The organism is Curtobacterium sp. Curtsp22 (assembly GCF_059492135.1).
Genome location: NZ_CP168519.1, coordinates 55974 through 74088 on the forward strand (window position 1 = coordinate 55974; position 18115 = coordinate 74088).

Annotated in this window: 22 protein-coding genes; 10 read left to right on the plus strand and 12 right to left on the minus strand. The window is 72.0% G+C overall.

The features are described from left to right. Positions 1-21 precede the first annotated feature (21 nt). Positions 22-714, minus strand: coding sequence for a hypothetical protein (locus tag ACEN8D_RS00250; RefSeq protein ID WP_413400325.1), 693 nt, complete (start codon positions 712-714; stop codon positions 22-24). A gap of 86 nt (positions 715-800) precedes the next feature. On the opposite strand from ACEN8D_RS00250, the gene ACEN8D_RS00255 reads away from it, so the two are divergent. Next, positions 801-1106: a hypothetical protein gene (locus ACEN8D_RS00255; RefSeq protein ID WP_413461857.1), complete on the plus strand. Its 306-nt coding sequence runs from the start codon at positions 801-803 to the stop codon at positions 1104-1106. Positions 1107-1167: 61 nt separating this feature from the next. Continuing rightward, the gene (locus ACEN8D_RS00260) at positions 1168-1617 is read left to right on the plus strand and encodes a BLUF domain-containing protein (RefSeq protein WP_413400146.1); all 450 of its coding nucleotides are present in this window, start codon (positions 1168-1170) and stop codon (positions 1615-1617) included. A 9-nt stretch (positions 1618-1626) separates the two neighbouring features. Here the strand turns inward: ACEN8D_RS00260 and ACEN8D_RS00265 are convergent, their stop codons facing one another. Then, the gene (locus ACEN8D_RS00265; protein WP_413400145.1) at positions 1627-3054 is read right to left on the minus strand and encodes an amino acid permease; all 1428 of its coding nucleotides are present in this window, start codon (positions 3052-3054) and stop codon (positions 1627-1629) included. Between the two features lie 146 nt (positions 3055-3200). On the opposite strand from ACEN8D_RS00265, the gene ACEN8D_RS00270 reads away from it, so the two are divergent. Then, a complete protein-coding gene (locus ACEN8D_RS00270; protein WP_413399258.1) occupies positions 3201-3689 on the plus strand; it encodes a DUF427 domain-containing protein in 489 nt (162 codons plus the stop codon). A gap of 9 nt (positions 3690-3698) precedes the next feature. Here the strand turns inward: ACEN8D_RS00270 and ACEN8D_RS00275 are convergent, their stop codons facing one another. Next, on the minus strand, positions 3699-4034 hold the full coding sequence (locus ACEN8D_RS00275) for a hypothetical protein (protein WP_413399257.1): 336 nt from the start codon (positions 4032-4034) through the stop codon (positions 3699-3701). A gap of 83 nt (positions 4035-4117) precedes the next feature. Here ACEN8D_RS00275 and ACEN8D_RS00280 point away from each other — a divergent pair, with 83 nt between their 5' ends. The 3 genes from ACEN8D_RS00280 to ACEN8D_RS00290 all read left to right on the plus strand — a co-directional run bounded on the left by ACEN8D_RS00280 (position 4118) and on the right by ACEN8D_RS00290 (position 5474). Beyond that, positions 4118-4498: a DoxX family protein gene (locus ACEN8D_RS00280; RefSeq protein ID WP_070418584.1), complete on the plus strand. Its 381-nt coding sequence runs from the start codon at positions 4118-4120 to the stop codon at positions 4496-4498. Positions 4499-4596: 98 nt separating this feature from the next. Then, on the plus strand, positions 4597-4917 hold the full coding sequence (locus ACEN8D_RS00285; protein ID WP_139219841.1) for a hypothetical protein: 321 nt from the start codon (positions 4597-4599) through the stop codon (positions 4915-4917). Between the two features lie 95 nt (positions 4918-5012). Next, positions 5013-5474: a hypothetical protein gene (locus tag ACEN8D_RS00290; RefSeq protein WP_413399256.1), complete on the plus strand. Its 462-nt coding sequence runs from the start codon at positions 5013-5015 to the stop codon at positions 5472-5474. An 8-nt stretch (positions 5475-5482) separates the two neighbouring features. Here ACEN8D_RS00290 and ACEN8D_RS00295 read toward each other — a convergent pair whose 3' ends face one another. Beyond that, positions 5483-6103: a hypothetical protein gene (locus ACEN8D_RS00295; RefSeq protein WP_413399254.1), complete on the minus strand. Its 621-nt coding sequence runs from the start codon at positions 6101-6103 to the stop codon at positions 5483-5485. Positions 6104-6219: 116 nt separating this feature from the next. Beyond that, positions 6220-7695: an APC family permease gene (locus tag ACEN8D_RS00300; protein WP_071301823.1), complete on the minus strand. Its 1476-nt coding sequence runs from the start codon at positions 7693-7695 to the stop codon at positions 6220-6222. Between the two features lie 138 nt (positions 7696-7833). On the opposite strand from ACEN8D_RS00300, the gene ACEN8D_RS00305 reads away from it, so the two are divergent. Continuing rightward, positions 7834-8259 carry a DUF6892 domain-containing protein gene (locus ACEN8D_RS00305; RefSeq protein ID WP_071296665.1) on the plus strand — a complete coding sequence of 142 codons (426 nt, stop codon included), beginning with the start codon at positions 7834-7836 and terminating at the stop codon, positions 8257-8259. 174 nt (positions 8260-8433) lie between these two features. On the opposite strand, the gene ACEN8D_RS00310 is transcribed toward ACEN8D_RS00305, so the two are convergent. The 3 genes from ACEN8D_RS00310 to ACEN8D_RS00320 are packed head-to-tail and all read right to left on the minus strand — an operon-like array spanning position 8434 to position 11096. Beyond that, positions 8434-9051, minus strand: coding sequence for a uracil-DNA glycosylase (locus ACEN8D_RS00310; RefSeq protein ID WP_495601107.1), 618 nt, complete (start codon positions 9049-9051; stop codon positions 8434-8436). Beyond that, the gene (locus ACEN8D_RS00315) at positions 9048-10250 is read right to left on the minus strand and encodes a glycosyltransferase (protein WP_413461878.1); all 1203 of its coding nucleotides are present in this window, start codon (positions 10248-10250) and stop codon (positions 9048-9050) included. Before ACEN8D_RS00315 ends, ACEN8D_RS00310 begins: the two co-directional genes overlap by 4 nt. A gap of 9 nt (positions 10251-10259) precedes the next feature. After that, a complete protein-coding gene (locus tag ACEN8D_RS00320) occupies positions 10260-11096 on the minus strand; it encodes a DUF429 domain-containing protein (RefSeq protein WP_413400041.1) in 837 nt (278 codons plus the stop codon). Positions 11097-11119: 23 nt separating this feature from the next. Here ACEN8D_RS00320 and ACEN8D_RS00325 point away from each other — a divergent pair, with 23 nt between their 5' ends. Continuing rightward, positions 11120-11896 (plus strand): G5 domain-containing protein, encoded by a 777-nt coding sequence (locus tag ACEN8D_RS00325; protein ID WP_495601108.1) that lies wholly within the window; start codon positions 11120-11122, stop codon positions 11894-11896. Positions 11897-11941: 45 nt separating this feature from the next. Continuing rightward, entirely contained in the window at positions 11942-12961 is a 1020-nt protein-coding gene (gene ligD / locus ACEN8D_RS00330) for a non-homologous end-joining DNA ligase (protein ID WP_413399405.1), read from the plus strand. Positions 12962-12966: 5 nt separating this feature from the next. Here ligD and ACEN8D_RS00335 read toward each other — a convergent pair whose 3' ends face one another. Together ACEN8D_RS00335 and ACEN8D_RS00340 are read right to left on the minus strand one after the other, a co-directional pair. Continuing rightward, on the minus strand, positions 12967-13110 hold the full coding sequence (locus ACEN8D_RS00335) for a hypothetical protein (protein WP_175473622.1): 144 nt from the start codon (positions 13108-13110) through the stop codon (positions 12967-12969). Between the two features lie 82 nt (positions 13111-13192). Further along, positions 13193-14242: an ATP-dependent DNA ligase gene (locus tag ACEN8D_RS00340; RefSeq protein WP_413399406.1), complete on the minus strand. Its 1050-nt coding sequence runs from the start codon at positions 14240-14242 to the stop codon at positions 13193-13195. 120 nt (positions 14243-14362) lie between these two features. On the opposite strand from ACEN8D_RS00340, the gene ACEN8D_RS00345 reads away from it, so the two are divergent. Continuing rightward, positions 14363-15406: an MBL fold metallo-hydrolase gene (locus tag ACEN8D_RS00345; RefSeq protein ID WP_413399407.1), complete on the plus strand. Its 1044-nt coding sequence runs from the start codon at positions 14363-14365 to the stop codon at positions 15404-15406. Between the two features lie 142 nt (positions 15407-15548). Here the strand turns inward: ACEN8D_RS00345 and ACEN8D_RS00350 are convergent, their stop codons facing one another. Beyond that, complete coding sequence (locus ACEN8D_RS00350; protein ID WP_495601109.1) at positions 15549-16181, minus strand: FMN-dependent NADH-azoreductase; 633 nt, start codon at positions 16179-16181, stop codon at positions 15549-15551. Between the two features lie 132 nt (positions 16182-16313). After that, the gene (locus tag ACEN8D_RS00355) at positions 16314-17945 is read right to left on the minus strand and encodes a putative Ig domain-containing protein (protein ID WP_413461517.1); all 1632 of its coding nucleotides are present in this window, start codon (positions 17943-17945) and stop codon (positions 16314-16316) included. Positions 17946-18115: the final 170 nt, after the last annotated feature.

Below are 18115 nucleotides of genomic sequence, written 5' to 3' on the forward strand. Positions count from 1 at the left end.
CGACCTCCGGCGCTCGCCGGGTCAGCGGATCGACCAGGTGCTGCCGGCGTTCAGCTGCAGGACGGACGGGCCCTTCGACAGGGTGATCCGCTTCGAGAGGTCCTTGCCGGAGCCGTTGTCGCTGGCGGGGATGGTCTCGTAGTCGTTGCGGAGCAGGGTTTCGCGGAGCATGCACGTCGCGACACGAGTCGTCGTGCACCGGAACTGCCGGGTGGCGGAGGAGCCCCAGTAGAGCATCACGTTGTCGCCGTGCCCCGACGTCGTCAGGGCGGGGGCGCTCGAGACCTGGCTGAACCGCAGGGTCCACTGGCCCTTGGCCGTCACCCTGAGCGCCGCCGGCTTCCGCCACGAGTCGGTGCCGTACGCCACACGCCCCGCGTACTTGCCCGCCAATCCGATCGGGTTCGAGCCGGTCGGGCCGCCCCTGCTGTTCAGCTCGTCCACCTCGAAGTCCGCGTCGGCCGAGGTCGTGTCCGTCGTCGTCGGGGTGAACGTCGCGACGATGATCCCGCTGCGGGCGTTCTGCGGGAGCACGATCGTGGCGTTCCGGCTGCCCGACTTCGTGAACGGGGTGAACGTGCCGTACTGGTGGTCGTACTGCGCCTTCATCGCTGCGGGCATCCCGACGGCCTGCGCGGGCGCGACACCGACGAGGGACGACACCACGGCGGCGACGCTGACGACGAGTGCGGCGGTGAGGGTGGTGCGGCGCATGGAACTCCTCCGGATCGGCGTTCCCGATGATGGCGTGCGGCGCCCGCGTGCGACAGACCCTGTCCGGGGGCCGCGATACTGGGTGGGTGACGACACTGCGAGGAGAACTGCGCTCGACCGCGACGACGGAAGCCGAGGGCAGCGGCGAGAACATCGAGGCGGCGCGCACGGCGGCGGTCGAGGCCCTGGACCTGCACGGGTTCGAGCTGCAGCAGGTGAACGCGGTCACGAGCAAGGCCACCGGCGAGACCACCGTGCGTGCGATCGCCCGTTCCAAGGAGACCAGGCCGCACGAGGCGACCGGGCAGACCTACGAGGAGGCCCTGCAGGCCTTCCGCGCGTCGATCCCCGAGGGGTGGCAGGCCCAGAACGTGCGCGAGATCCGGTCGTAGGGCGTCCGGCGTCCCGTTCTGGGGGAGTCGCGGGCGCGCCGGAGCGGGCAGGATCGACGGCATGCTGCAGTCACTCGTCTACATGAGCGCGGCCACGGAGCCGTTCGACGACGACGCCCTCGACGAGGTGCTCGCCCACGCCCGTGCCCGGAACACCGCCGACGGTCTGACCGGGCTGCTCGTCCACCGCAACGGGCGGTTCATGCAGCTGCTCGAGGGACCGTACGAGCAGGTGTTGTCGACGTACCAGCGGATCCTCGCGGACGAGCGCCACGACGAGGTGCGGCTCCTCGCCGAGGAGTCCATCCACACCCGGCGCTTCCCGGAGTGGTCGATGGCGTACGACCGCGACGTCGAGGGCGCCGCGACGCCGGAGGGCTTCAGCGACTTCCTGACCTCCGGGGACCAGAGCGCCGACACCGGCCGGTCCCGGGAGCTGCTGCGGTGGTTCCGCAACCACCCGATGGCCGACCCGACGGCGGCGAAGGGGAAGCACCGCCGGGACGTGTAGCGCGTCCGGTCAGACGATCGGCTTGCCCGTCGACTCGCCGGTCGCCAGCTTGCTGTGCCGACGGGAGTAGCCGAAGTACACGCCGAGGCCGATCGCGAACCAGACCGCGAAGCGCACCCACGTCTCCCACTGCAGGAACGTCACGAGCCACAGCGACGCGATGACGCCGATGATCGGGATCACCGGCATGAACGGCAGCCGGAACTGCCGGTCGAGGTCGGGCTGGCGGTAGCGCAGCACGATCACGGCGGAGCAGACCACCACGAAGGCGAGCAGGATGCCGATGTTCGTCAGCTCGGCCACGACCCCGATCGGGAGCACGCCGGCCAGGATCGCCGACGCGATGCCCAGGATCCACGTGACGCGGGTCGGCACGTGGCGCTTCGGGTCGGTCTTCGCGAACCACTTCGGCATGAGGCCGTCGCGGCTCATCGAGAACCAGACGCGGCTCGCACCGAGCATGAACGTCACGAGCACGGTGACGATGCCGACGATGGCGCCGACCGCGATGATGTTGGCCACGCCGCCGAGGCCGACCGAGGCGAACGCGGACGAGAAGCCCGAGGCAGGGTCGATGTCGGTGTACTTCTGCATCCCGGTGAGCACCAGGGTCGCGAGGACGTAGAGGACCATCGAGATGCCGAGCGACAGCAGGATCGCCTTCGGCATGTGCTTGCGGGCGTCGGTGGACTCCTCGGCGGCGGTGGACATCGCGTCGTAGCCGAACACCGCGAAGAACACCGTCGCGGCACCGGTCATCACGCCGCCGAAGCCGAACGGGAAGTACGGCGAGTAGTTGGCGCTGTTGATGTGGAACACACCGAGCACGACGATGAGCACGACGAGGGCGACCTTGATGCCGACGGCCACGAACTCGAACCGTGCGGCGCTGCGGATGCCGCGGGTGAGGACGAACGCGGTGAGCAGGCACAGGATGATCGCGAACACGTCGATCACGTGGCCGTCGCCCGTGCCCGGTGCGCCGAGCATCCAGGCGGGCAGGTCGATGCCGAACTGGCCGACGAGGAACCCGACGTAGCCGGAGATCCCGATCGCGACCACCGCCACGATCGCGGTGTACTCGAGCAGCAGATCCCAGCCGATGAACCAGCCGACGATCTCGCCGAGGACCGCGTAGCCGTACGTGTACGCGCTGCCGGCCTTCGGGATGAGGCCGGCGAACTCCGCGTACGACAGGGCAGCGGCGGCGCTCGCGACACCGGCGACGAGGAAGCTGATGAGGACCGCGGGGCCGGCGACGCCGTGCGCGACCGTGCCGGCGAGGGTGAAGATGCCCGCGCCGATGATGCCGCCGATGCCGATCGCGGTGAGCTGCCAGAGGCCGAGGTGCCGTTTCAGGCCGCCGTCGCCGCCGGTCTCGTCGTCGATCGTCTCGATCGGCTTCCGTCGGAAGAGGGTGCGTGTCGTCGTCGTCACGCGCCCACTCTGCACCCTGCGGGCGCCGCGCGTCCGCCGCGCCCCGCGCCCCGCGCCCCGGGCGACCACGGACGGGCCGGGCCGGCGGGGCGGGGGCGAGCCACGCCTCCAGGCCCGCGGGCAGGGAGGCGGCGTAGACGTGACCCATGCGTCGACCGAACCGTACCGAGCCCGCCCCCGGCCAGGAGTCCGTGTGGGACTACCCGAGGCCTCCCGCCGTGGAGCCGGTGCCCGAACGCGTGGTCGTGCGGCTCGGCGGCGAGGTGGTCGTGGACACGACCGACGCGGTGCGGGTGCTCGAGACCTCGCACCCGCCGGTGTACTACGTGCCGATGGTCGACCTCGACCTGCGGCCGGCCGAGGGGTCGAGCATGTGCGAGTTCAAGGGGCGCGCGCGGTACTTCGACGTGGTGGGCGGGGACGTGGTCGCTCCGCGGGCGGCGTGGAACTACCCGACGCCCGAGCCGGGCTACGAGCAGCTGCGCGACCGGGTGGCGATCTACCCCTCGGCGATGGACTCGTGCGAGGTCGGCGGTGAGGTGGTCCAGGCGCAGGAGGGGGACTTCTACGGAGGGTGGATCACCTCGCGGGTGGTCGGACCGTTCAAGGGGGCGCCGGGCACGCTCGGGTGGTGAGGGGCCGCGTCAGCGGTGCGCGTAGGGCGTCCAGAACGGGGAGGGGAAGGCGCCCCCGGTCACGATGACGAGCAGCTGCCACACGAGCATCACGAGCCCGAGCACGCCGAGGACGAGCCCGATCCACGACCAGACCCGCACGCCTCGTTGGGTCCGTCGTGCGATCGACAGGGCGCGCCAGCCGCTGGCGATGCACACGATGCCGAACACCGCGCCGAGCACGACGTGCCGCCCCATCGAGGCCGCGGGGACGATGAACCCCATGTAGAGCGCCATCGGACCGAGCAGCGCGGCCACGACGGCGGGTGCTGCGGGTGGCTCGTGGTCGCGGGAGGCTGTTCCCATGCGTCCGAACCTAGCGGGGCAGTGGCCGTCGGGCACGCCGTGCGGCGCGTGCGGTGGACGTCCGGCACGGGCACGATGGAGGCATGCGATCCTTCCTCCGCGTCCTGCTCGGCCTCGCGCTCGTCTTCGCCGGCACGAGCCACCTCACCTTCGCGCGGCAGGACTTCCGCGCCCAGGTGCCCGACTTCGTCCCGCTCGACGAGGACACCACCGTCCTGGCCTCCGGCATCGCGGAGATCGGCCTCGGCAGCGCCCTCGTGCTCGCACCCCGTCGCTCGCGTCGCTTCGTCGGCACGGTCGCCGCGCTCTTCTTCACCGCGATCTTCCCCGGGAACATCTCCCAGTGGCTGAACCGTCGCGACGCCTTCGGGCTCGACACGGACGTCAAGCGCATCGGCCGCCTGTTCGGCCAGCCGGTCCTCATCGCCTGGGCCCTCTGGTCCACGCGCGGGCGGCGAGGGTGATGGAAGCCCCCGTGGTCGCGGATCCGCTCGGGTCCGGTCCGGCGGCCTTCGGACGGGAGGCGCGACACCCCCTGGCAGGCGGCCGTCGCGTCGCGGACGTGGTCGCCACGGTCGTGCTGCTGGTGCTGTTGGCAGCGGAGTCGGTGGTCGCCGGTGGCGGCATCGTGTTCCTGTCGCTGGCGTTCAGCTCGTGCGGCGCTCCCGGCAACTCCTGCGACGAGACGCTCGGCGGTGCGGTCGTCTACGTCGGGCCGGTGCTCGTCGCCCTCGTGCTCGTCGCGGCGCTCGTGGTGTGCGTGCTGCGACTCGTGCGGCGGCGGCTCTCGTGGCCGTTCGCCCTCGTCGGCATCGCGGCCGTCGTGGCGGTGTTCTTCGGCGCGATCCTGCTCGTCGACAGCGCGATCACCCACGGCATCTGAGGGTCGTTCCTCCACAGGGCGGCCCCGGGCGGCGGTCGTCCACAGATGAGCGTCTGGTCGCCGTGCGGTGCGGTGGTCTCGGCGACGCTGAGGGCATGCCAGACACCGACATGCTCGACCGCCTCATCCGCACCCCTGCCCGCACCGACGACGACGTGGTGGACCTCGTGACCGCCCTCGTCGAACGCCCGATCACCCGGCAGTGCTGGGTGCTCTTCCTCGACGAACGGGCCGTGCCGGTGTCGTTCGTCATGCCGATCTCCGACCTGCCGTGGCAACCCGACGAACACGTCGAGGACTTCGCCGCGCTGGTCGGGGACGTCCTCGTGCAGGTCGGCGCCGCCGAGGTCGTGCTCGTCTGGGAGCGCCCGGGGGAGTCCCGGCTGTTCCCGGTCGACTGGGAGTGGGTCGACGCGTGCGCCTGCGCGTTCGAGGAGCACCACGTCCGGCTCCGTGCGCAGGTGGCGGTGCACACCGGCGGCGTCGCGATCGTGTCGCTCGACGAGGTCGAGCCGGTCGAGCCGGCGGACGACGGTCCGCTCCCGCTCGCCTCGTGACGTGCTCGTCAGCCCTGGGGTGCGGTGTCGGGCACGGTCTGCCCGGTGAGCCCCTCGACGACGGACTTCGCCTCGGGCCAGAACTTCGCGTAGTGGTCGGGGTCCGAGTTGATCTGGACCGCGTGCGCCATCTGCGTCGGGCTCATGGTCTTCCAGCCGGGGATCTTCACGAGCTTCGCGTAGAACATCGACGCCGCGGTGTACGGGTCCATCCGCTGCTCGTACGTGCCCCAGGCGCCGTTGTCCCGCTGCTGGAAGAGCCCGCGGCTGTCGGGTCCGGCGGCGTCCCCGTGGTCGAGGTTCACCAGGCTCGACTCCCCGATGGCGGTCATCACGCCGACCGCCTGGGTGTGCGGTCCGATGCCCATGGCCTGTGCGGCGCTGATGACGTACGCGGCGTTGACCAGGCGGTCCTGGCAGAACCCGCCGACGGGGCCCGCGGGGACGACGATGCCGCCGATCGTCCTCGTCGCGACGTCCGGGCAGGTCGGGGTCGGGTCCGCGACGACACCCTTGGCGGCACCCGTCAGCGAGTTCACCGCGATGACGATGACCACCACGACGCCGATGCCGATCGCGACGACGCCCGCGCCGAACACCGACGCGAGGGTGATGCCGACGCGGCGCATGGCGGGTCCTCTCGAGCGGGGCGGGGCAGGCGGAGCACGAAGAGGCTACGTGCGCCGCCTGGGAACCGCACCCGCCCGATCGGGGGTGTCGCAGGACCAGCTCGGTCGTCCGTGGGTCAGACGTCGCGGTGGTCGTGGTCGTGCGTCTGCGCCGGCTCGTTCGGGCGTTGCACCTTCGTCGGTTCGGTGACGAGGCCGGTGGGCGCCTTCTCGGTCTGCTTCCGCCCGTGGGTGAACCACGTCACGATCCACAGCAGGATGCCGAGCGCGAGCAGCGCGCCCGCGATCTGGTACTGCTGCGGGTCGCGGCCGGACGAGAAGGGCAGCACGAGCCACAGGCAGGTGACGACACCGATGATCGGCACGATGACGCCCGCCCGGAAGTGCTTGTGGTCGACCTTGTCGCGGCGCAGCACCAGCACCGACGCGTTCACGACCGCGAACACCGACAGCAGCAGGAGCGAGGTGGTGCCGCCGAGCACGACGACGATGGGGGAGTCGGGGTCGAGCGAGACCCACCCGATCAGCAGCAGCGAGATGAGCGTGGTGAAGACGATCGCGGTGGACGGGGTGCGGCGGGCCGGGGAGACCTTGCCGAGGAAGCCGGGCAGGACGCCCTGCTTGCTCATGCCGTACAGCAGTCGCGACGCCATCATCATGTTGATCAGCGCGGTGTTGGCCACGGCGAACATCGAGATGAACGGCAGCAGGTCGGCGATCGGGAAGTCCGGGGCCGCGGTCTGCACGACGGTGACGAGCGGCGTCTCGTTGCCGGCGAGCTCACCGATCGGCACGACCGCCACGGCGCAGATGGACACGAGCACGTAGATCACGGCCGTGATGCCGAGACCCGTGAGCATGACCTTCGGGAAGATGCGGGAGGGGTCCTTGGTCTCCTCGGCCATGTTCACCGAGTCCTCGAACCCGACCATGGCGAAGAAGGCCAGCGACGTGGCGGTCGACACCGAGAGCAGGAGCGACTTGTCCTCCGGCGTGTCGAACATGACCACGCGGGAGAAGTCCGCGTTGCCGCCGGCGATCGCCCAGAACCCGATGAGGATCACCATCACGAGACCGGACAGCTCGACCAGGGTGAGGACGACGTTCGTCTTCACGCTCTCGCTGACGCCCCGGAAGTTGATCGCCATCACCGCGAGCATGAAGCCCATCGCGATGAGCATCACGACCGCGTTCGGCAGCTCCAACCCGAAGCCGGCGCCGAGGTTCGCCGCGAACGCCCGCGAGGCCGTCGATGCCGAGGTGATCCCCGAGCACATCACGATGAACGTCACGATGAAGGTGACGAAGTGGATGCCGAACGCCTTGTGGACGTACAGCGCCGCGCCGGCCGTCTGCGGGTACTTCGTGACGAGCTCGAGGTACGAGAACGCCGTCAGCAGCGCCACGGCGAACGCGATGAGGAAGGGGAGCCACGCTGCTCCGCCGACCTCTGCCGCGACCTGACCCGTGAGCGCGTAGACGCCCGTGCCGAGGATGTCCCCGACGATGAAGAGCAGGAGGAGTTTGGGACCGATGACCCGCCGGAGCTCTGGCTGCTCCTGTTGCGGGCGCTCTGTGTTGGTGGTGGCCATGCGTCAGCCTGTTCCGCTTCGGGTCATCCTGTCCAGTCTCACAGGCAAATCGCCGCAGATCGCAACATGCTCGTGCTCCGTCGGACACGTGCCACCGCCCCCGGGCGCTCTCGGGTGGCGACGGCTACGCTCCCAGCCATGCACGACGAGACGAACACGACCGAGGAACCCGTGGAGTTCGCCGACTTCAACGCGAAGCTCCTCGTGCTCGACGTGCTCTGCTACGACCTCGACGTCCTCCAGCCCTACGCCGGGGACGACGACGAGAGCGACGAGGACCTCGACGTCGAAGGGCAGGACGACCGGGCACGCGAGTACTACGACGACCTCGACCTCCTGCCGTCGCAGCTGTCGCTCGTCACGGAGCTGACGGTCGACTCGGACCTCGAGGTCCTGCAGGACGTGCACCCGGGATGGGACGGCTCCGACGACCGGTACGACCCGCAGAACTGGGACGACGTCCTCGACCTGCCGGCCCTCGGCACCGTGTACGCCGCGGCACCGCTGCCCGCGCACGTGGTCGAGCGGCTCGCCGCGAAGGGCGTCGAGGTCCGCTCCGCCTGAGCCGCGCCGCGCCCCGCTGCGCTGCCGGTTCCGTTCGTCGTCGCACAACGTAAGTGCGTCCGAACCACGCCGATCCCCGGTTCCGATGCACTTGCGTTGTGCGAGCGCGCCGAGCGGCCGCGCCGCGCAGCGCCCGCGCAGCGCCCGCACCCGCACCCGCTCCCGCCCGCGCGGTCAGCGGCGGAGCGCCAGCACCTGCTCCGTGAACTGCGCGGCCCCACCCTGCGCCGGGTGCCGCACCGCCACGGCGTCGATACCCGCCAGCGCCAACGCGCCCTGCGCCTTCCGACCCACGGCGACGACACGTACGTCATCCCCGCCCCGACCCGCCCGCATCGCATCGAGCAGCGCGAGCGCGACAGGAGCCCCCTCCCGGACCTCGGCCGGCCGCGGCGTCCGGTTCGTCAGCCGGTCCGGGGCCGCGAACGGGTGGTGCGGGAAGATCGCCCAGGCCATCGGGAGCGCACCGTGCCACGACGCCAGGGCAGCCTGCACGACGCGGGAGGAGGCCTCCCACGGCGCGGTCGGTTCGGGTGGGACGAGGTAGTCCGGCCCGAGCTCCCGCATGCTCGTGAACGGCACGCCGGTGTTCGTCATGCCGCGCCAGCCCGGGGCCTCGGCGACGAGGAGCGTGTCCGCCCGGGCCCCGACGGTCGTGAGGTACCGCTCGAGGTTCGCCCGACGCAGCCGTCCGGCGGCGGTCGACACGTCGTACAGCGCCTCGGCGTCGTCCGCGACCGGCACGGCGTCGAGCGCTGCCCAGAACGCGTCGAACCGCCCGCCCCCGGTCACGCGCGTCCCAGCACCCGGCGGTACACGTCCTCGAGCCCGGCGGCCGAGCGCTCCCAGCTGAGGCGCTCCGCGTGCTCCCGGCCGGCCGCGGCCAGCGACGCCGCGTACGACGCGTCCGTCAGGATCCGCTCCGTCTCCGCCGCCCAGACGGCCGGGTCGCGGGACTCGAGCACGACCCCGGTCTCGCCGTCGACCACGGCCTCCCGCAGTCCTCCGGCAGCGGCGGCCACGACGGGCACCCCGGACGCGGAGCCCTCGAGCGCGACGAGGCCGTACGTCTCCGAGTGCGACGGGACCAGCACGGCTGCCGCGCCGCGGAACAGGAACGCCAGGTCGGCCCGCGACTGCGGACCGACGAACGTCACGCGGTCGGCGATCCCGAGGCGGGCCGCGAGCCGACGCAGTTCGTCCACGTAGTCGCCCGCCTCGCTCGAGGCGTCCCCGGCGATGACGAGGGTGGGTCGCGCCTCCTGGCTGATGCCGGCGATCGCCTCGATCGCGAGGTCCAGCCCCTTCAACGGCTGCACCCGCGCCGCGGCGACCACGTACGGGACGTCCGCGCGGCGGGCGCCGGCGGCGGACGGACGGAACACCGACCCGTCGACGCCCGGCGGGACGATCCAGATGCGCCCGGTCTCGCCGCCGAGCCGCGTGCGGACGGTGTCCGCCTCGGCCGAGGACACGACGACGACCGCGTCGGACTCGTGCGCGAGCATGCGCTCGCCGGCCATCCGCCCGTCGGACTCCGGACGCTCGCCCTCGGACAGCGGCGTGTCGCTGTCGGCGGCGATCGAGTGGAAGGACTGCACGTGGGGGACGCCCCGCTCGCGGGCCACGGGGAGTGCGGCCGCGCCGGAGAACCAGTGGTGCGAGTGGAGCACGTCGAACGGGCCGAGGTGCTCGAGCTCGTGGCGGAACGGCTCGATGAACGCGTCGTGCTCGCCCTTCGGCACCGGCTCGGCCGGCCCTGCCGACAGGAACCGCAGGCAGACGCCCGGCACGAGCGACACCGAGTCCGGCTGCGTGGGCGACGAGCGGCGCGTGATGATGTCGACGTGGTGGCCGCGGTCCGCGAGGGCCTCGGCCTGGTGGCGGACGACGACGTTCATGCCGCCGACCTCGCCGGAGCCGGGTTCGTCGCCGGGGGAGGTGTGCAGCGACACCAGCCCGATGCGCAGGGGTTCGGTGGTGGTGCTCACCGCGCAAGCCTATCCGCGCGTCGGCCGCTGCGACGGGCGCGCGGGCGCCACCACGACGGGCCGACGCCCCGCCTCGTCCACGGCGTCGGACGGGAGGCACGGATCGCCTCCCAGGATCTGCACGCGGTCGTCGCCGTGCCGCTCCCAGAACGCGGCCGTCCAGGCGCAGAGGGCCCCGTCGAGCAGGTCCTCCCGGTGCTTGTGCGTCGGCCCGTGGATCCCGGAGGGCTCGGCGAGCGCCTGGGTGAGCGGATGCGTGTCGAGCCGGAGCGGAGGGTCCAGCGGCGTCTCGCGCAGCCGACGCACGAGCTCGTCGAACGCCTCCGCCCGTCGTGCCCGGGCCGTCGCCGGCGGGACGTGCAGGTCGAGACGCTTGTACCGCGGCCGCTCGACGTCGTAGCCGAGCTCCTCGACCCCGACGAGGGTCGTGTACGGGTAGCACTCGAACACCGCCGGACCGGTGCGCTCCCGCATCGCCGCGGTCGACGACACGTACCCGACGCCCAGGGCCGTCAGCCGCTCGAGCAGTCGGGCCCCGGCGCTCGCCGCGGACGCGAGGTTCGTCGGGTTCGCCGCGACCTTCCACCGGCCGTAGCGCTGGCCCACCTGCCGCTCGGCTTCGCGGATGCCAGTCGGGTTCGTCACGACGAGCGAGGCGTCCACGGCGATGAGGGAGCGCTCGCCGAGGTGTCCGGCGATCCAGTCGGTGACGGTGTCCACGCCCCGGGCCCAGCCGGCGTCGGTGATCGCTCCGTCGGGGTCCATCGCGACGAGTCCGGTCTCGTTCGGTGCGCGGGTCGCGGTGCCGAGTCCCCATGCCAGGTCCACCCCGAGGTACGCGTTCACCCGTCCATCGTGCACCCGCCGGCATGGTGTCCCCGCAGCGCGGCGATCCCGTTCTGGGGGTACGGGTGGCGTGTCCCCTTCCCGCAAACTCGGACGTCGGATCGATCGGAGAGGGACTCGAGATGCGTTGGGGAACGATGACGACCAAGGCGAAGGCCACCCTGGTGGTGGCGATCGCTGCAGTCGTGTGGGTGGGCGGGGTGGGTTCCGCCGGAGCGCTGGTGAGCGCGGCGGTGTCGAACGCGCCCGCTGCCGGTCCGTCTGCGACGGCCGAGGCGCAGCGCTTCGTGCAGACGCCCGCGCCGAGCCGCACGACCGAGCCGACCCGGACGCCGACCGCCACCCCGACGCCGGAGACCGTCGTCACCGAAGTCTCCGAACGGACGGACGTCCCGTTCGCGCGGACGACAGTCGAGGACGCGACGCTGCCGAAGGGCGAGTCGCACGTCACGACCGCCGGGGTCATGGGTGCGAAGACCACCGTCTACCGGGTCACGACGGTCGACGGTGTCGAAACGAAGCGGGAGCAGGTTCGCGAAGCACTGAACCGGGCTCCCGTCACCGAGGTCACGACAGTCGGCACGTACGTCGCGCCCGCCCCTGTGACCGCTCCGGTGCCTGCCCAGCAGGCTCCGGCCGCACCAGCACCGTCGACCCAGCAGCAGGGCCTGATCACGCCGGGCGCGTTCTGCGCCGACGCGCAGAACGGCGCTGTGGCCCAGGCGGCGAACGGGCGTTCGTACCAGTGCGGCGGCAAGGGGCCGGACGCGAACGGCCATCTGCACTGGAACACGATGTAGCCGGACCTGGCGCGCCCTACCAGCGGCCCGTGTACGGTCCGCTGCATGGCGAGCGAAGCGACGACGCTGACGGTCCCGGGGCCGGACGGCGACCGGGAGGTCCGGATCAGCAGCCCCTCCCGCGTGCTCTGGCCCGAGCCCGGCATCACGAAGCTCGACCTGGCGGAGTACCTCGTCGCCGTCGGCGACGCGTTCGTCCGGGCCAACGGCGACCGCCCGATCTCGCTGCAGCGGTTCCCGGGCGGCGTCGACGGCGAGCAGTTCTTCTCGAAGAACCCACCGAAGGGCGCGCCCGAGTACGTCCGCGCGGTCACCGTCACGTACCCGAGCGGCCGGCAGCACCCGCAACTCGTGGTGGACGAGCCGGCCGTCGCGGTGTGGGCCGCGCAGATGAACACCGTCGTGTTCCACCCGTGGGCCTCGCGCGCCGGGGACCCCGACCACCCGGATCAGCTCCGCATCGACCTCGACCCGCAGCCCGGTACCGACTTCCACGACACCGTCCCCGTGGCGCACGAGCTCCGGAAGGTGCTCGACGAGGTCGGGCTGACGGCGTGGATCAAGACGAGCGGGAACCGCGGGCTGCACGTCTTCGCGCCGATCCTGCCCGAGTACGAGTTCCTCGACGTCCGGCACGCGGTGATCGCCGCCGCACGCGAACTCGAGCGACGGATGCCGGACCGGGTGACGACGGCGTGGTGGAAGGAGGAGCGCGGGGAGCACGTCTTCGTCGACTTCAACCAGGCGAACCGCGACCGGACGATGGCCGGTGCCTACAGTCCCCGTGCCCTCGCGCACGCGGCCGTGTCGACGCCGATCGCGTGGGACGAACTCGACGACGCCGATCCCACGGCGTTCACGATCCGGTCGGTGCCCGAACGGCTGCGGACAGCGGGCGACCCGTGGCAGGCCATGCACGACGAGCCCGCGAGCATCACACCGCTCCTGGCGTGGTGGGAGCGCGACCTCGAGAACGGCGAGGGCGAGCTGCCCTTCCCGCCGGACTTCCCGAAGATGCCGGGGGAGCCGCCGCGCGTGCAGCCGTCACGCGCGAAGAAGGCCTGAACGGGTCAGACGGCGGCGCAGTCCTCGGCGCGGCCCTCGGGCTCGGCGACGCGCGTGGTGTGTGTCGGGAGCGAGACGCTCGCCGTGTGCAGGCGCGTCAGCCGGGACCAGGTCCCGCGGTGGGCGTCGCTGATGCCGTCGATGATCATGTCCCGCTCCCGTCTGCTCGATGCGGATGCATCCGCATGGAAGAAGTTACCTAGTTAGCCTAACTACATCAATCGTCGAGCGTCAATCGGACAGCAGCACGGCGTCGAGGTCGTACGCCGCCGGGACCTCGAGCTGGTCGAAGCCGCACGAGGCGGCCTCGCGGTCGGGACGCCACCGTTCGAACTGGACCGTGTGCCGGAACCGGTCGCCCTCCATCTGGTCGTACCGCACCTCCAGGACCAGCGACGGCGTCAGCCGGACGAACGACGTGTCGCGACCCGACGAGAACCGCGAGCGTTCCCCGTCACCGGTGACGGGCCTCCCGTCCGCATCCCGGAGGACCGCCCGGTCGAGCTCGTCCACCAACTCGACCCGTCGCTTGTCCGAGAAGGCGGACACGCCGCCCACCTGCCGGAGCTCGCCGTCGTCGCCGTACAAGCCGACGAGCAGCGAGCCGACGCCGGTCCCGCTCTTGTGCACGCGGTACCCGATCGCGACGACGTCGGCCGTCCGGTGGTGCTTGACCTTGAGCATGGTGCGCTTGTTCGGCTCGTACGGCTTCGCCCGGGGCTTCGCGACGACACCGTCGAGCCCGGCGCCCTCGAACGTGGTCAGCCACTCGCGGGCGAGGTCGACGTCGAGCGTGGTGCGCGTGACGAACAGCGGGTCGGACATGTCCTGCGACAGCGCGTCCAGGCGCGACCGACGCTCGTCGAACGGCAGGTCCAGGAGCTCCGTGCCGTCCACCGCGAGCAGGTCGAACGCCACGAACTGCGCGGGGGTCTCGGCGCTGAGCTTCGCGATCCGCGAGGCCGCGGGGTGGATCCGCTGCGACAGCGCCTCCCAGTCGAGCCGTTCCGCGCCGGCGTCCCCGGAGCGCAGGATCACCTCGCCGTCGAGGACCACGGGGTGCTCGCGGCCACCGAACTGTGCGCGGAAGGCCTCGACGAGTTCGGGGAAGTACCGGGTGAGGGGCTTCGCACCGCGGCTGCCGATCTCCACGTCGTCGCCGTCGATGGTCACGATGCCGCGGAACCCGTCCCACTTCGGCTCGTACCGGAGTCCTCCGCGCACGCTGTCGGGTTCGGGGACGGTGGGGACGGCCTTGGCGAGCATCGGTGCGATCTCCATGGGTCCTGTCTACTCGGGCGGCCGCGTCCGTCCGGCAGGTGTCGGTCCGTCGTCCGGTGGCCGTGGCCCTGGAGGCGCGGCTCGGCCCGGTCGCGACGGGCACCTCGGTAGGGTGGTCGCGTGACGACCGTGCCCCCGCCGGCAGCGCCGGCACCGGAACCGATCAGCCCCGTGCAGGCCGCCGCGCTCCGCGACGGCCTCCTGCCGCCCGTGGAGGAGGTCCGGCCGGGCATCTGGACCCTCGCCGTGCCGTTCCGCTTCGGGGTGCCCGACGCGACGCTCGTGTACGTCGTCGAGGGCTCCGACGGCTCGCTCGCGCTGATCGACCCCGGGTGGACCGCCGACGACGGTCTCGACGTGCTCCGCGACGCCCTCGCTGCGATCGGGCGGTCGCTCGACGACGTCGGATCGGTCGTCGTGACCCACCTGCACGCGGACCACCTCGGTGCCGCGGCGGCGATCCGACGGGCCACCGGCGCCCGGGTCGCCATGCACCGGCTCGAGGTCGAGGCGCTGCACCGGGAGCGGGCGGACGCCGCGGCGAACGACGCCGACATCGCGACGTGGGGACTGCCGGAGCACCTGCGCGCCGGCGTGGTCGAGGCCTGGGGGAGCGGACGACGGATCGGGCTCGGTCGGACGGTGGAGCCCTTCGCGGACCTCCTGCTCGAGGACGGCGACGTGCTGCCGGTCGCCGGTCGGACGATCCGGACGCTGTGGACCCCTGGGCACACCGCCGGGCACTGCTGCTTCGTCGACGCGGAGGACGGCCTGCTGTTCACCGGCGACCACGTCCTGCCCCGCATCAACTCCGGGATCGGGCTCGGCGGCCGAACCGCCACGAACCCGCTCGGCGATTACCTGGCTTCACTCGGACGGCTCGACGGCTACGCGGACCTCGAGGTCTGCCCCGGCCACGAGTACCGCTTCCGCGACGTCGTCGGCCGCGCCCGCACCCTGGCTCGGCACCGCGAGGAACGGTCGCGGCACGTCGCCGACGCGCTCGACGCTCTGTCCTCGCCGACGCTCTACGAGGTGGCGTCCCGGGTGCCGTTCAGCGGGGGCATCGAGTCGATGACGGGGTTCCTGCTCGCCAGCGCGCTGACGCAGACGGCGTTCCACACGGCGCTGCTCGGTCGCGCGGACGAGGTCCGCCCCGCCTGACCCGGCCGGCGTCGCCGGCCTCGCCGGTTGCGCCGCGGTGGTTCGCACCGCCGTCGCACAACGCAAGTGCATCCGCGCCGTGGATCGCCGCGGCGCGGATGCACTTCGGTTGTGCGGGCCGCCGCGGGCGCCGCGGCTCGCGTCAGCCGAGCGTCGCGGCGAGGCGCTCCAGCGTCGTCTTCGCGTCGGCGAACTCGGCGGCGGCGTGGTCGGCGAGCGGCGCGAGGTCGGGCAGCCGGTCCGCCAGGGTCGCACTCACGGTGATCGGGTACGGCTTCATGCCGAGCGCGGTCCCGAGGATGAGCTGCAGGACCGGTGAGCCGTGGTCCCAGCCCTCCGTCGGGGTGCCGGCGTCGTACGTGGCTCCCCGGCTGACGACGGTGACGACCGGACGCCCGGCGAGCGGCGGCACGGCACCGGCGAGGACACCCGGCACGTGGATGCGGTCGATCCACGCCTTGAGCGTCGACGGCACGGTGTAGTTGTACAGCGGCGCGCCGACCACGACGACGTCGGCGCCGAGGAGTTCGTCGATCACCTCCTGCCGGAGCGCGTCGGCCTCGGGGGCCACGACCTCGTCGTCCGTGCGGTCGGCGGCGGCCCAGTGCAGCGCCGAGGTCTCGAGGTGGGGGAGCTGGTCGACGTGCAGGTCGCGGCGGACGACCGTGTACTCCGGGCCACGTGCGCGCCAGGCATCCGCGAAGGCCGCGGTGAGGGCGCGGGAGCGGGAGTGCGCGAGGTCGGCCGAGGAGTCGATGTGCAGGAGCGTGGGCATGGTCCCCACGCTACCGACCGACACCCGCCGCATGACGGGAACGGCCCCGCCGCGCCGGTGAGGGGCGGGACGGGGCCGAGGTGGGCCTCCCGTCAGTCACGCGGGCACGCGACTGGCGGGAGGCGTCTGGCGTCAGCGCTGGGCGTGACGGCGGCGCAGCGTGCGCACACCGATCAGACCGGCGCCGGCGAGGACGAGCCCGAGGGCCCAGGGGAGGGCACCCGTCGCGTCGGAACCGGTGTAGGCGAGCTGGCCCTTCGCGGTGGTGGGCGTGACGACGGCCACCGTCGGGGTGGTCGGACGCACGTCGACCGCGAACGAGAGCGGCTGCAGTGCGCCGCTCGCGACCGTGAGGGTGTGGATCGACGCGTGCGGGAACGTGACGCCGAAGACGCCCTGCCCCTCGGCACCGTTCTCCTCGTACGGCGCGACCACGTCGGTGGCGACGTCCGAGGTCACCGTCGGGACGAACGTCGGGTTGCCCTCGTCGTCGAAGTCCGACGCGTCGTTGCCGAAGCGGTCGACGGGCGAGCCGGACACGATGAGCGTGCCGCCCTGCGCCACGGTGGGACGGCCGGTCGGCGTGAGGGTGAGCTCCTCGGGGAAGCCGTCCTCGTCGGTCGACAGGTCGACGGTGTAGATCGAGCCGTCGGGCTGGATGAGCCAGATGCGCTTGTCCCGCGCGGTGATCGACTTCTCGTCGGTCGTGAACGCGGTGATGCCGAACGCGGCGGCGTGGTCGACGGTCAGCTCGACGTACTGCGTGGTCGAGACGTCACCGCTCGTGGCCGTGACGGCGAAGTCGTAGAACGACGCGAGGGTGGCGGTGCCGCTCAGCTCGCCCGTGGTCGGGTCGAACGTGATGCCCTCGGGGAGCTGGTCGTCGACGGTGAAGTCGTCGTCCTCCTCGAAGCCGTACCCGATGGCGATGGAGTCGGCCTGGGACTTCGACTCGACGATCGAGTCGGCGGAGTCCTCCTCGTCGCCGTAGTACCAGTCCAGCTTGTACGTCGGCGCCGGGTACCCCTGGGCGCGGAACGTGTACGAGAACGGGTCACCAGCGGTGGCCTCGAGGGGCAGCACGTCGACGTCCGCCTCGGTGCCCTCGGTGATGGGCTTGCCGTCCGCGTCGACGAACACCGGGTCCTGCGTGATGACCGCGGAGGGGTCCGAGGTCACGGTCTCCTTGCCGCCGCCCGGCAGGTCGCCGGTCACGGTCACGACGAGCTGCTTGCCCGCCTCGGTCTGGTCGACCGTGAAGGTCTTGGTCTTGGCGATCGTCGTCGGCGTCGGGCCGGCGTCGGCCTCGGTCCAGACGTACTTGAACGAGCCGTCCTCGTCGAACCCGGTCGTGTCCGCCGTGAGCTGCGAGCCCACCTTGGTGTCGCCGGAGACGGTGACGGTGGGGTCGGCGGCCAGCGGCGTGACCGGTGCGTCCGTCGACGCGGCCGACGGCGTCTGGTTCCGTGCGGGAGCGGACGGTGCCGTGGTGCTCGTCGGCGTGCTCGTCGGCGCGTCCGTCGCGGTGTCGGTCGGCGCGTCCGTCGGTGCCGGGTCGGTCGGCGCGTTCGTCGGCGTGGTGTCCGTCGGCGCGTCGGTCGGCGTCGGGTCGGCCGGCGCGGTCTGCGTCGGGACCGACGTGTCGGCGCCCTCGGCGTGTGCTGCCGTCGCGGTCGCGATGCCGAGACCGGTCGTCAGCGCGATGAGCGCGGCGGTGGTCCCGAGCGCGCAGGCGCGTCGGACGGTGGAAGTGCTGCGGCGCACGTGTTCCCCCAGGTGTTCAGGTCCGGTCGGGTGCCGGATCGTAAGAATCTGCCGAGAATCCTCGGCCTGATCGGATCGTAGGGGTACGCGCGCGTGATCGGGAGCACCGAGCACGAAATGTGACCTGGGTTGGGGGTGCGTGCGGGAAACCGCGGGTGGCGTGCTGCTCA